The organism is Collimonas sp. GW821-FHT07E08, from assembly GCF_059418905.1.
On the sequence record NZ_JBWKQR010000016.1, the window covers coordinates 58,881 to 71,782 of the forward strand.

Consider the following 12,902-nt stretch of genomic DNA (forward strand, 5'->3'; position numbering starts at 1 on the left):
CCCTCATAGCCAGTAACCGAGCGAGCGCGCGGCCCATTCCTTGATGTGTGCGGACAGCGGCCGCTGCTGCCATTGTTCCAGCGTGATTTGCTGCGAGCCGCGGATGTCTTCGCGGAAGGCTTTTTCCATTTCGCGGCCGAACTGTTCGTCGATGACGATCACGTTGGCTTCATAGTTGTGGAGGAAACTGCGGATATCCAGGTTGGCGGAACCGACGGTAGACCAGCTGCCGTCGATCACGGCGGTCTTGGCGTGCAGCACCGCGACCTGCAGCTGGTAGATGTGGATGCCGGCGCTCAGCAGCTGCGTATAAAACGACTGGCCGGCATGGAACATCAGGCCGATATCGGTCACGCCGGGCAGGATCAGGGTAACGTCGACGCCGCGTTTGGCGGCGGCGACCAGCGCGTCCACCAGCTGGCGGTCGGGAGTGAAGTAGGGCGTGGTGATGTGTATGCTTTTGCGCGCTTGCTGGATCGCCAGGATATAGGCTTTGTAAAGGCTGTAGTCGCTGTCGGGCTGGGTGCTCAGCACATGCACCGTCTTGTCGCCGGCGTTGTCCAGTTTCGGAAAATAATCGAGGTCCGGCAAATCTTCAGCATGCTGCGTGCCCCAGGTCTGCAAGAACAGCAATTGCAGCGACGCTACCGCCGGACCTTCTATCTGCAAATGGGTATCGCGCCAGCCTATGGCGCCTGAGTCGGCGCGGCGCCGCGCGCGGAACAGCGAACTGTTGGCGTAGGCGGCGCTGATGTTGACGCCGCCGGTGAAGCCGATCTTGCCGTCCACCACCAGGATCTTGCGGTGATCGCGATGGTTCAGCTGCCAGCGGCCGAAGCGCTTGAGCGGGTTGACGGGGTTGAATTCGACCAGCCTGATGCCGGCGGCGCGCATGCGTTCGAAAAATTCGGTGGGCGTGCCGATGCTGCCGACGCTGTCGTAGATGATGTTGACCTGGACCCCGGCGCGCTGCTTTTCAATCAGCAGGTCGGCAAACTGCAGGCCGAGCTGGTCCTGGTCGAAAATGTAGGTTTCAAAATTGATCGTGCTTTTGGCCTGCTGTATGGCGGCGATCATGGCCGTCATGGTGTCCGGCCCGTCGAACAGCAAAGTGACCTTGTTGCCTTTGACCAGCGGACTGCCGGTCACCGCTTCTTCCATCGCTGCCAGCATGGCGAGCCGGGCCGGGCCGCTTGCCGGGCCGCTGCCGGTTGCGCTTACTTGCGCTACCGAGGCGCTCAGGTTGCTGACGTCGGGCAGCGTCGAGCAGGCCGCTGTCAGGACGCACAGCAGCGCAACGGCGTATCGCAGAAAAAATCCGTGCAGCGGGGGATTCGACATGTCTCAAGACCTTGCGGCGGGTTCAAATATATTGCCGTTCGGATACTACCGTGTTGCGCCGGTTCTTGCTTGGCTAATCACCTTGCGGCGTTCCAGGATTGCAAAGCGGATCATTCCGCAACGTCTGGCCGTTAGTGGACTGTAACTTCGGCTGTTACAGTCCGCTAGGCGGCGGGCTTGTCCTCTTCCATCGGCGCCTGCCGTTTAGGCGGAATGAAAAAATCCTTGGGGCCTTTCCTGAAACGCATGAAGACCGCCTTGGCCAGCGCCAGGCCATGGCGGAAGCGCACCTGGCGCGCACGCAACGCCACGAACAGCGCCAGCGAAAAGCTGACCCAGAGGTTGACCGTGCCGATCGCCAGCACGCCGATGACGGAAACCACAGCGGTTTGCCAGCTCATGTGGTTATCGAGGCCGACCAGGGCGGTGGCGAAATTGGTCGCCGAAAACGTGATGTGGCGGATGTCGATGGGCAGGCCCAGCATGAAACCGATGGTGCCGATGGTCCCGAGCAGGATGCCGAAATAGAAATTCCCCATCAGGCCGCCCAGGTTGCGCTCCAGGTATTCGCCGAAGCGGGCCAGCCGCGGCTGGCCCAGCAGCCTGCGCAGCCAGTGCGCGCGCGCCACCCTTAGCGCCATGTGGGTGTAGAGCGCCTTGTTGTCGTAGTAGCCCGAGATCAGGCCGGCCAGGAACAGGCAGACGCCGGCGATCGCTGCGTGGAACAGCGCCAGGCTGGCAAACGGGTCGATATCGTGCAGCAGGTGCGCCGCCTTGTCAGGCGTCACCAGGTGATGGCCGGACAGCGCCTGGTAGCCGAGCGCGATCAGGTAAGCCACCGGGAAAGCCAGCAGCAGGTTGCCGGCGACCGCAATGAATTGCGTGCGGATCACCTTGACGATCAGTTCGACCAGGCTGTCGAGGTCGATATTGCGGCCGTCGCGGCTCTGCAGGCCGGAAGCGATGCGCGAAGCGGTCATCGCCGGCTGCTTGGTGGCGACCGTGAAATGCAGGACATGGATCAGCATGAAACCGAGCGAATAGTTCATGCTGAATAAAAACGCTTCCACCAGCGGCGCGGCGCGCAGGTACGAGGCCAGGATCTTCAGCAGCGACATGAAGCCGATGACCAGGCCGGCGCCGGAGGCGGAGCGGAACATCGCGGCGTATTCGGAACGGTCTTCGGCGATGTAGTGTTCGCCGGTGCGGCTGGCGTTTTCGGTGACGTTGCGCGCCAGCAGGTTGATATTGTCGGCGAACAGTTCGCGCACCGCGTATTTGCGGTTATGGCCCTCGACCAGTTCCTGGCCAAGCGCCAGCGCCTGGCTGCGCCGGGCGAGTTGCCGGGCTTCGGCCGCGCCGGGATCTGACGGTGCGCCCGCCTGTCCATCCTCGGCCGGGCCGACATCGACCAGGCTCAACAGCTTGCGCAGGCGCGCGGTGCTTTGCTCCAGCCGCACCAGCAGGTAGGTGAGGGAGACGCTGCTGCCCATGCGCAAGGCGTTCTTGCGGATCTTGAGGACGATGGTTTCGCACTGGTCCAGCATCACCGACAGGTGGCGGGCGTCTTCCAGCGGCGGCAATTCGCTCGGATCGAGGGCCGAATCGGCGGCAGCCAGGCGGCGGCGATAGCTGTTCAGGTACAGGTGCAGCTCGACGTTTTGCATCAGGAACGGCGATTCGAATTCGTCGATGCTGGGATAGAGCCGCAGCAGCGCCGGCTCCAGGCCCATGGCGCTGATGCGGTAGGACAGGGTCTGGATCGCTTCCAGCAGTTCGCCCACGGTTTTGTGGCGGTCGATGGCGTCGCTGGCGGCGTTGTTGTCGGCGTCGGTATACGGTGCGGCCTGGCTCAGCAGGTCGAACAGGCTCAGCCAGTCTGCCGCGGGCACGGCATTGATCCACAGGTAATCGGTTTCAACCGGCAGCAGGCGGTCGAGGCAGTCGCGCAGATAGTTTTCATCCAGCGCCGGCGGCAAGATGCGGAACGACAGGCGCTGGAACAGTTCGGTAAAAAAGCCGGCGTTGGGCAGGATGCCGGTGTCGGTGTACAGGCTGATCTGGCGCCGCGTCGAAAACAGCCGCAGGATATAGTGGCGCAGGGCGCTGGCCTGGGCCGGCTCGCCATGCAGCAATTGCACCAGCACCCGCACGTTCTCGGCCGCTTCCTGTCCAAGCTCCGGCCTGGTGGGGCGCAAGGTCTTGATCAAGGCCACCAGATGGTCGATATTGTCGGAGTTGGGATCGGCGGCGATGAGTTTTAGTGTTGATAGCATGCAAAGTTTTATAAAATGCGAAGTCGATAGTGTACGGGCAGTTTATCGAAATCAGTTGTTAATGAATGTTATGTTTTTGGTTTGCCATAGAAAGAGCCCATGATATTTTTGAAAAAGTCGTCCTTGGCCAAACTGTTTGCCGGCTTGTTCCTGCTGCTTCTGCTGGCGGCTTGCCAGGGCATGCCGCCGGCGCCGAGCGCAGCCGACGCTGCCCAGGCCGATCAGTTGCTGGTGCTGATAGACCAGCGCCTTGCGGTCGCTCCGATGGTCGCCAAGGCGAAGTGGAATTCGGGCGGCGCCGTCAACGATCCGCCGCGCGAACAATTGATACTGGATGCCGTCGTGGCCCAGGCCAAGGGGCTGGATCCGGTTTTTGCCCGGCGTTTTTTCCAGGCCCAGTTCGACGCCAGCAAAGCCATGCAGCTGGGGCTGCATGCGCAGTGGCGCCGGCAAGGCCGGGGCCGTTTCGACGATGCGCCGGACCTGGGGCGCGATGTGCGGCCGGTGCTGGACAAATTGACGCCTGAGCTGATCGCCCAGCTGGAAAAGATCCGACCCTTGCTGGCGCGGCCGGGCATGGCGGCCTATATCGAAACGCGTTCAGCGGTCCTGGTGCGCGGCGACCTGGACGGCGAGCCGCGCCGGGTCGCATTGACGGGCTGGCTGCGGGACTAGCCTCGCGCGGACTTCATCGGCCCCTGTTGTGCCTGGTCGCATGGCGCATGTGCCGTTTGTAGTTGGGGCCAGGCTGGCCAAACGCTTCCAGCCCGCGCTGGTAGCCATACTGCCATTGCGCCTCCACATGTTCCAGGTAAGTTTCATGGCGGGCCGGCATCAGCAGGCGCAGGCGGTTCTTCGGCCAGGACAGTTTCTGCTGCATGCCGCGCTTGCGGAATACGCTTTCCACATCCGACGCATCGATCCAGACATCGGCGTGCTGGCTGTGAACGTGGCGCAGGCGCTGGTTGCCGTCGACTCCCAGCACTGCGCGCCAGGCCGGGATCGCCAGCGCCTGGCTGAACGGCGCCTTCAATTCCATCACCACTCGCTGCGCCAGCCGTTTTGCCAGTTCGATGGGAAACAGGTCGACCACGCCGCCGGTATAGTGCCCGGCCTGGTGCGTGTGGCAGGGAAAATAAAACATGTCGGAAATCGAAATCCGCACGGCGTCGCCGATCGGCATCTGGACGTCGGTCAGCAATTGCGGCGCGATGGCGTTGTCGCCCCACATCGGATCGCTCATGGGCGAGGCCATGCCGTCCAGCAGCGCCGCCGTGCGCGGATCGCAAAACACGGTTTCGGCAAACAGCTTGCGGCCGGCCCTGCGCTGCCCGACCTGGTCTTTGGAAAACAGCATTTTGCCGCCGACGATGGCGACCGCGGGCGGGGTTTCCGTTTGCGCCTGCAGCGGCGGCAGCGGCAGTTGCGGCGGGATATCGAAAAAATAATCGCTGAACAGGTCCGGGATGACAGCGGCGCGCCTGGCCGTCAGGCGCCGTTTGACGGCGTGCAAGAATGAACGGCCGATGGCGGCCTTGGGCGTCGACTGCAAGCCGCACAGGAAGCGGTACATCGCCGGCGAGCTGATCCACGCCTTGCGCTGCGCATCGTCCGGCAGCGCCCGGATCACGGCGGCGGCGATCGAGCCGCCGCAGCTGGCCAGCAGCAGGTCAGGCTTGTTGCCGGTTTCGACTGCTGCGGCGTACATGCCAAGGTAGTAGCCGAAGCGGAAGCCGCCGCCCGCCATCACCATGCAGCATTGATATTTTTCGGTTCGGATCATGGGCTCGAATGATGCATCAATAGCCGCTTGCATATCAAGCATCTTTGTTGCGGGAGGGAGTGCCATCCGCTAGCAATGGGCCCAGAACCACCTGGTCTGCAGTTCGTCGCGCTCGCGCCGCATGCGGTCGCGTATGTACGGCGGCTGCCAGCGGTGCGCCATGTAACCCAGCCATTCGATGCGCCGTCCGAGCGCCGGACAATCGACGCCGGCGTCGGTGGTGATGGAGGCCACCGGCGGTTCGATCACGGCGGCGGGCGGCGCGGCCTGGGCCAGCTGTGGCGGCGGCGCCGGCTGGCGCAGCGTGCGTTCAATCGTGGCGCGGTCGACGCCGGGAACGACGGCGTTGTCGGTGATTTGTAAAGATCTGGCTTTGCTTCCTTGCGGACAGCCCTTGTCGGTATAGACGATCTTGCCGTCGATGTTGCATTTGGCGATGGCGCCGGCATTGTCGGCCAAGGGAGGGCTGGCCGGCGCCGGCGGCAGGATATCGCCGGCTGCCGGCGGCGCCGCTGCTGCCGCAGCGGATGCAGGTGCAGCAAATGCGGCAGGATTCGCTGTCGGCGCCACAGCGCCGGCTGTTTTTGCCGGGCTCTCAAGGTGCTTGGCGCTGTTGCTGCCGGACGAGTGGTCGATTGCATACAGCACGCCGCTGGCAAGCGCGATGGCCAGCAAGAATGCGGCGAAAATCCGGGTGGTCGAATGCATAGGCTGGTTAAGGTTGTGTATCAGCCGCCATGGCTGGCTTGCGGCAGGCGCATGGCGGCTCGGAAGGCTCGGCTCAAGGCAGCAGCTGGCCGCGGATTTCGCCGCCGGGATTGGCGGCGCTGTGGACATTGATATACAGGTTGCCCGCCATGTAGCTGGCGTATTGGGCGTCGGTGAACTTGGTGCCGTCCGGCACCGACCACATGTTGTCTCCGGTCTTGGTCAGGCCCACCATGACGGGACCGTTCTTGCCCAGCGCACCTTCATGGATGTGCGCCACTTTCCCTTGTATGCCCCTGGTGGTGACGCTGCCGCTGACCGATTTGTCGGCCTTGACCACGATGGTGCCGGCGCCGCTTGCGCTTGAGTCGTTAGGCGGGACTTCGTGCGCGCTGTCCAGGGTAACTTCGCTGGTGTGGTTGGTATCGGCCGACATGGTCGAGCATGCCGCAAGCAGCAAAGCCAGTGCAACAGAAGCGAACAACGATGGCCTTAGGTTTTTTAGCTGAGTCATGTGTTTTCCTTTGTGCTGTTTATAGGGGGAAAGCAAGCAATAGTGTAGTCCGCTTTCTTTCCTGCGGATTTTTTTATGTATCTGCTTGACCCTATAGTAACTACAAGGTTTTAAATGGAGCCATACAATCGCGAAGGAGAACAAAATGCGCTTTTTCAAAAACCTGCTTGGCCTTGGCCACCATGGCGGCGGACACAATGCGCCATATCGGCAGGGCGGCAAACATGGGCATCGTGGCGGCATCCAGCAAAATGCCTGGGGCGCTGCCGCGCCCGGCCAGGGCAATTGCCCGACCTGCAATGCAGGCAATGTCGCCGGCGCCCGTTTTTGCCAGCAATGCGGCAATTCCCTGCAACCGGCCAGCTGCAGCGGTTGCGGCGCCGCCAAGGCCGCCGGCGCAAAATTCTGCGGCAATTGCGGAACCCCGCAATAAAGCGCTACATTACCTCTACGCAACCTAAGGACCCTCATGAGCGCAGGCCACTCCCACGCCTTACCCACCAGCCAGAACGAAAAATATATCTGGACCGCATTAGGACTGACTTCGACCTTCCTGGTAGTCGAAGTGATCGGCGGCCTGGTCACCGGCAGCCTGGCGCTGATCTCGGACGCGGCGCACATGCTGACGGACACCATGGCGCTGGCGATTGCCTTGGCGGCAATCCGCATCGCCAGGAAAGCGCCGGACGCCAAACGCACCTTTGGCTACCATCGTTTCGAAATCCTGGCGGCGGCGTTCAACGCGGTCTTGCTGTTCCTGGTGGCGATGTACATCTTGTACGAGGCTTACCAGCGTTTCCGCAGCCCCGCTGAAATCCAGTCGACCGGAATGCTGGTGATCGCCGTCTTCGGGCTGCTCGTGAACCTGGTCAGCATGCGGCTCCTGAGCAGCGGCAAAGACGCCAGCCTGAACGTCAAAGGCGCCTACCTGGAAGTCTGGAGCGACATGCTGGGTTCGGTCGGCGTGATCCTCGGAGCGCTCGTCATCCGTTATACCGGCTGGGAATGGGTCGATTCGCTGATTGCGGTGTTGATCGGATTCTGGGTCTTGCCGCGCACCTGGATCCTGCTGAAGGAAAGCGTCAACATCCTGCTGGAAGGAGTGCCGGAAGGCATGGACATCGAGCAGGTGCAAGCCGCGCTGCGTGCGGTGCCCGGAGTAGTGAGCGTGCATGACTTCCACCTGTGGGCGGTCACCAGCGGCAAGGCCAGCCTGACCGCGCACGTGGTGTACGACCCGGCTTATCCGGCGGAACAATTGCTGCCGCTGCTGAAGGAGGTCCTGGCGTCGCAGTTTGCGGTGTACCACACCACGCTGCAGTTCGAGCTCAGTCCCTGCGCCCATACCGAGGACGGCTGCAACTACAGCGCGCCGGAGGAGGGGCATGTGCATGCCTGAAGCGGCATCGGCGTAAACCGTACGGATGCATGCTGCATGCATCCGTTTTCATTTCCGGGCCGCCAATCGGCAGCCTGCCGCAGTTATTTTCCGTAGTTGTTTGTTTCTCTATGTAAATCCCTGAATATTTGATTGATAATGTAAATCATTCGCATTATCATTATGTTTTCCGTAAATCCTGCCTGCTTCAAACATCATTCCCCCCACAGACCATGCGTTCCGCCCGGCGCCAGCCGCGAGGTTGTGCAAGCTTGGACGGGGCAGGCTGCCGAGAATTTCCAGCAGTACCGCTTCGCATTAAAACAAAAAAGTAAACAATCAACTCAGGGATGATAAATGGCAACTAAATGCACGCTAATACCGCCGTCGGCCGCTCCTCTTTCACGTATTCCCGGCGCTCAGCCATCGCTGCGGGCCATGAGCCTGGCGGTGGCGCTGGCCTTGTCGGCCATGGCGCCGCGGCTAGCGCTGGCGCAGCAGCCGGCGGCCGCAGGCAGCGATGCGGCGCTGCCGGAAGTCGTGGTCACGGCCGGCAGCGACCAGCAGGCCCCGAGCGAGAAGACCGGCAGCTACACCGTACGCAATAGCAGTGCCGCCACCAAGATGGACATGTCGTTGCGCGAAACGCCGCAGTCGGTATCGGTGGTCACGCGCGCCAAGATGGACGACTTCAAGCTCGACAATGCCGACCGGGTATTGGCCGGCACCACCGGCGTTTCCGTCGAAAAGGTGGAAACCAACCGTACCTATTACACGGCGCGCGGCTTCGACATCACCAATTTCCAGTTCGACGGCGTCGGCATCCCGCTCACTTTCGGCCTGCAGAACGGCGACCTGGACACTGCCTTGTATGACCGTGTCGAAGTAGTGCGCGGCGCCAACGGCCTGACTTCTTCCACCGGCAATCCATCGGCCACCGTGAATTTTGTGCGCAAGCGTCCGACCTACGATTTCCAGGCCGCCGCCGGCGTCAGCTACGGCTCCTGGAATACGCGCCGCATCGAGGCCGATGTCTCCGGCGCGCTCAATAGCGACAAAACCGTGGCGGCGCGCGTGGTGGCGGCCCATGAAGACGGCAACTCCTACCTCGACCGCTACCAGCCCGGCAAGAACGTGTTTTACGGCGTGATCGAAGCCAACCTGAGCAACGACACCTTGCTGACGCTGGGTTACAGCTACCAGAAAAACGATGGCAAGGGCGCGATCTGGGGCGCCTTGCCGCTGTATTACAGCGACGGCACGCCGACCGCCTACGGTGTTGGCACCAGCACCTCGGCCAGCTGGTCGTCCTGGAATTCGGAGGAACAGCGCGCTTTCGCCGAGCTGAACCATCGCTTCGGCAACGACTGGCAATGGAAGACCACCCTCAGCCACAACAAGCTCAGCACCGACGGCAAGCTGTTCTATGTCTACGGCACGCCGGACCGGACAACCGGCGCCGGCCTGTTCAGCTATCCGTCGCTGTACAACTCGGACAACAGGCAGACCGCGGTCGACAGTTATGTCAGCGGCAAATACACGCTGGGCGGACGCCAGCACGACCTGACGTTCGGCGCCAGCTGGTCGCGTTCGACGCTGGACGACATGTCCCATTACGGACAGGGAATCGGCACCCCGCTGACAGCCTCGGGCGCATTCGACGGCAGTTATCCTGAGCCTAGCTTCAACGCTTCGACCGACGGCAGCTCCTATACCGACAAGCGCAAGACCCTGTACGGCGCCACCCGTTTCAGCCTGGCCGACAATCTCAAGCTGCTGCTCGGCGCCAACCATACCGACGCCAGCACCACCGGCATCGCCTATGGCGTCAGCCGCCAGAGCAGCGCCAGCTCCACCACGCCGTACGCCGGCCTGGTCTACGACCTGGACCGGAACATATCGGCTTACGCCAGCTATGCCGAGATTTTCAATCCGCAGTACCAGACCGACATCAGCGGCGCCACGCTCAAGCCGGTCGAAGGCAAGAGTTACGAGCTGGGCTTGAAGAGCGAATTTTTCAACCGCAGGCTGAACGCCTCGGCGGCCCTGTTCAGGGTGGAGCAAAACAATACGGCGGAGCAGGCCGGTTATATCGGCAGCAAGACGTACTACCGCGCCATCGACGCCCATTCGGAAGGGCTGGAACTGGAATTGTCGGGCGAGCTGGTCAGGGGATGGCAGGGCAGCCTCGGTTACACCGTGATGACCATCAAGGACCAGGATGGCAATTCGGCCAAGAACTACGTTCCGAAAAAGACCGTGCGGCTGGCGACCACCTACCGCCTGCCGCAGCTGGAACAGCTGAAAGTCGGCGCCAGCGTCAACTGGCAAGGCAATACCAGCCGCACCGATGTGCTGACCGGGACGCAGACCGTCGCCACGGTGCAGCAGGGCTACGCGCTGCTCAACCTGATGGCGCGCTACGACATCAGCAAACAAGTCAGCATCACCGCCAACCTCAACAACGTCACCAATAAAAAATACATCTCCAGCCTGTATGCGAGCCAGGGTTACTACGGCGAGCCGATCAACGGCAGCGTCGCGATCAACTGGAAATACTGAAGCCGATCATGACGACACGTCCTTTCATGGTGATCCTGCACCGCTGGTTCGGCCTGGCGGCGGCGGTGTTCCTGTTCATCGCCGGCGCGACCGGCGCCGTCATTTCCTGGGATCACGAACTCGACGCATGGCTCAATCCGCAGCTGTTCCATGCCCATAGCGCCGACCAGCCCTCATCCGGCAAGGCCATGCCGGGGCTGGAACTGGCGAACCGGGTGGAAGCACAGGATCCGCGTTTGCGCGTCACCTACGTGATGACCGAAAATGAACCGGGGCACACCAGCACCATGATGGTGGAAGGGCGCATCGATCCGGCTACCAGGCAGCCTTACGACCTGGGTTTCAACCAGGTCGCGGTCGATCCGGCCAGCGCCGAGATACAGGGCAAGCGCATGTGGGGCGCCATCTCGCTCAGCCGCGAGAACCTGCTGCCGTTCCTGTACAAGCTGCACTACACCATGCATCTGCCCGCGGTCGGCGGGATTGAGCTCGGAACCTGGCTGATGGGCATCATCGGCATCGTCTGGACGCTGGATTGTTTCATCGCCCTGTGGCTGTCGTTCCCCAACTGGCGCAGCTGGCGCAAGTCGTTTGCATTCCGCTGGCGCCAGGGCGGACACAAGCTCAATTTCGACCTGCACCGTTCCGGCGGCGTCTGGCTCTGGATCTTGCTGCTGGTGCTGGCGGTGACCTCGGTTTCCATGAATCTCTACCAGCCGGTGATGCGGCCCATCGTGCAAACCTTTTCAACGCTGACGCCGGATCCGTTCGACAGCCGCAAGCCGGTCGCGCCGGCACAGGCTGCGCAGGCGGAGCCGGGAGTCAGCCGCGAGCGGGTGGCGCAGCTGGCGAGCGAGGATGGGCGGCGCCGCGGCTGGACGGCGCCGGTCGGCGGCGTGTTCTATTCGTCTGCGTTCGGTTTGTACGGCGTCGGTTTTTTCGAGGCCGGCAACGACCACGGCGATATCGGGCTGGGCAACAGCTGGCTCTATTACGACGCCGCCGACGGCCATGCTGCCGGCGCCAAGATTCCCGGCACAGGCAGCGCCGGCGACATTTTCATGCAAGCGCAGTTTCCCCTGCATTCGGGGCGCATCCTCGGCCTTGCAGGACGCATCCTCATTTCTCTGATGGGAGCAGCGGTAGCTATGCTGAGCGTGACCGGCGTGGTCATCTGGGCCCGCAAGCGCCGCGCGCGCCTGCTGGCGGCGCGGCATACGGCGGACAGCTTGTCCGCGGCAGGCAGCCGTCGCCGTGCGGTCGCCGAATAGGTTGCGGCCAAACTGGCCCGCAAGCGCTTTTTACTGAGCGATCTCGACCCGGTTCTTGCCGCCGCGCTTGGCGCGGTACAGTGCCTGGTCGGCCGCTTCCACCAGCTTTTCCTGCGAGCTGCCGCGCTGCGGCACCATGCTGGCGCCGCCGACGCTGACCGTGACCCTGGCGTCGTTGCTGGAGGATGCGTGGGCGATGCCCAGCGCATGCACCGCGGCTTGCAGCTTGTCGGCCTGGCCCTCCATGTGCTCGCGCGACATGGAGGGCAGCACCAGCACAAACTCTTCACCGCCGATGCGGGCCGCGAGATCGGTCGGCCGCCTGGCAAAATAGCCGATGCCTTCCGCCACCTGCTTGAGCGCGGTGTCGCCGGCCAGGTGGCCGTAGGTGTCGTTATACAGCTTGAAATCGTCGACATCGATCATCAGCAGCGACAGCGAGCTTTGCTCGCGTTCGGCGCGCTTCCATTCGGCGCTGAAATATTCGTCGAAATAACGGCGGTTGGCGAGCCCGGTCAGGCCGTCCGAGTTGGTCAGGCGCTGCAGTTCGAGGTTGGTTTCCAGCAGCTGCTGCTGGCTTTGGCGCAGCGCGCGATAGGCTTCGTCGCGCTGCAGCAGGTTGACGTAAGAGCGCGAATGGTAGCGGATCCGCGCCACCAGCTCGATGGTGTCAGGCAGCTTGACCAGGTAGTCGTTGGCGCCGGCGGTGAACGCGGCGCTCTTGACCGCAGGATCTTCCCGGGTCGACAGCACGATGATAGGCACGTTGCGGGTGGCCGGGTTGGCGCGGTACTGGCGCACTAGGGTCAGGCCGTCGATGCCAGGCATCACCAGGTCCTGCAGGATGACCGTGGGACGGGTTTTCTGGGCGGCTTCGATCGCCTCGTCGGGATGGGCGCAGTAGTGGAAATCGATGTTGATCTGGTTCGCCAGCGCGCGCCTGACCGCTTCGCCCACCATGGCTTGGTCGTCGACCAGCAGCACCATGACCGGATAGTCGTCTGGCGGCTGGTCGATATCGAGATTGAGTTCTTTAGGCATGTCTTGCTCCGTATCTGTACTGATTGTA

11 protein-coding genes are annotated in these 12,902 nt (G+C 62.5%); 5 read left to right on the forward strand and 6 right to left on the reverse strand.

The window, feature by feature from the left end:
• Nucleotides 1–3: 3 nt before the first annotated feature.
• Together cls and AC07RZ_RS19675 are read right to left on the reverse strand one after the other, a co-directional pair.
• Entirely contained in the window at nucleotides 4–1,341 is a 1,338-nt protein-coding gene (cls, locus tag AC07RZ_RS19670) for a cardiolipin synthase (RefSeq protein ID WP_494669220.1), read from the reverse strand.
• A 164-nt stretch (nucleotides 1,342–1,505) separates the two neighbouring features.
• Nucleotides 1,506–3,617, reverse strand: a complete 2,112-nt coding sequence (locus tag AC07RZ_RS19675) for a site-specific recombinase (protein ID WP_494669221.1) — start codon at nucleotides 3,615–3,617, stop codon at nucleotides 1,506–1,508.
• Nucleotides 3,618–3,716: 99 nt separating this feature from the next.
• Here AC07RZ_RS19675 and aroQ point away from each other — a divergent pair, with 99 nt between their 5' ends.
• Nucleotides 3,717–4,292, forward strand: coding sequence for a gamma subclass chorismate mutase AroQ (gene aroQ / locus AC07RZ_RS19680; RefSeq protein ID WP_494669222.1), 576 nt, complete (start codon nucleotides 3,717–3,719; stop codon nucleotides 4,290–4,292).
• Between the two features lie 13 nt (nucleotides 4,293–4,305).
• On the opposite strand, the gene AC07RZ_RS19685 is transcribed toward aroQ, so the two are convergent.
• From AC07RZ_RS19685 to AC07RZ_RS19695, 3 genes are all read right to left on the reverse strand, one after another.
• Entirely contained in the window at nucleotides 4,306–5,400 is a 1,095-nt protein-coding gene (locus AC07RZ_RS19685; protein WP_494669223.1) for a patatin-like phospholipase family protein, read from the reverse strand.
• 69 nt (nucleotides 5,401–5,469) lie between these two features.
• Entirely contained in the window at nucleotides 5,470–6,108 is a 639-nt protein-coding gene (locus tag AC07RZ_RS19690) for a hypothetical protein (protein WP_494669224.1), read from the reverse strand.
• Nucleotides 6,109–6,181: 73 nt separating this feature from the next.
• Complete coding sequence (locus AC07RZ_RS19695; protein ID WP_494669225.1) at nucleotides 6,182–6,622, reverse strand: CHRD domain-containing protein; 441 nt, start codon at nucleotides 6,620–6,622, stop codon at nucleotides 6,182–6,184.
• Between the two features lie 145 nt (nucleotides 6,623–6,767).
• On the opposite strand from AC07RZ_RS19695, the gene AC07RZ_RS19700 reads away from it, so the two are divergent.
• From AC07RZ_RS19700 to AC07RZ_RS19715, 4 genes are all read left to right on the forward strand, one after another.
• On the forward strand, nucleotides 6,768–7,055 hold the full coding sequence (locus AC07RZ_RS19700) for a double zinc ribbon domain-containing protein (RefSeq protein WP_494669226.1): 288 nt from the start codon (nucleotides 6,768–6,770) through the stop codon (nucleotides 7,053–7,055).
• A gap of 36 nt (nucleotides 7,056–7,091) precedes the next feature.
• A complete protein-coding gene (locus AC07RZ_RS19705; protein ID WP_494669227.1) occupies nucleotides 7,092–8,021 on the forward strand; it encodes a cation diffusion facilitator family transporter in 930 nt (309 codons plus the stop codon).
• 336 nt (nucleotides 8,022–8,357) lie between these two features.
• Nucleotides 8,358–10,562 carry a TonB-dependent siderophore receptor gene (locus tag AC07RZ_RS19710; protein ID WP_494669228.1) on the forward strand — a complete coding sequence of 735 codons (2,205 nt, stop codon included), beginning with the start codon at nucleotides 8,358–8,360 and terminating at the stop codon, nucleotides 10,560–10,562.
• A gap of 8 nt (nucleotides 10,563–10,570) precedes the next feature.
• The gene (locus tag AC07RZ_RS19715) at nucleotides 10,571–11,833 is read left to right on the forward strand and encodes a PepSY-associated TM helix domain-containing protein (protein ID WP_494669229.1); all 1,263 of its coding nucleotides are present in this window, start codon (nucleotides 10,571–10,573) and stop codon (nucleotides 11,831–11,833) included.
• Between the two features lie 30 nt (nucleotides 11,834–11,863).
• Here the strand turns inward: AC07RZ_RS19715 and AC07RZ_RS19720 are convergent, their stop codons facing one another.
• Entirely contained in the window at nucleotides 11,864–12,874 is a 1,011-nt protein-coding gene (locus tag AC07RZ_RS19720) for a GGDEF domain-containing response regulator (RefSeq protein ID WP_494669230.1), read from the reverse strand.
• Nucleotides 12,875–12,902 lie beyond the last annotated feature (28 nt).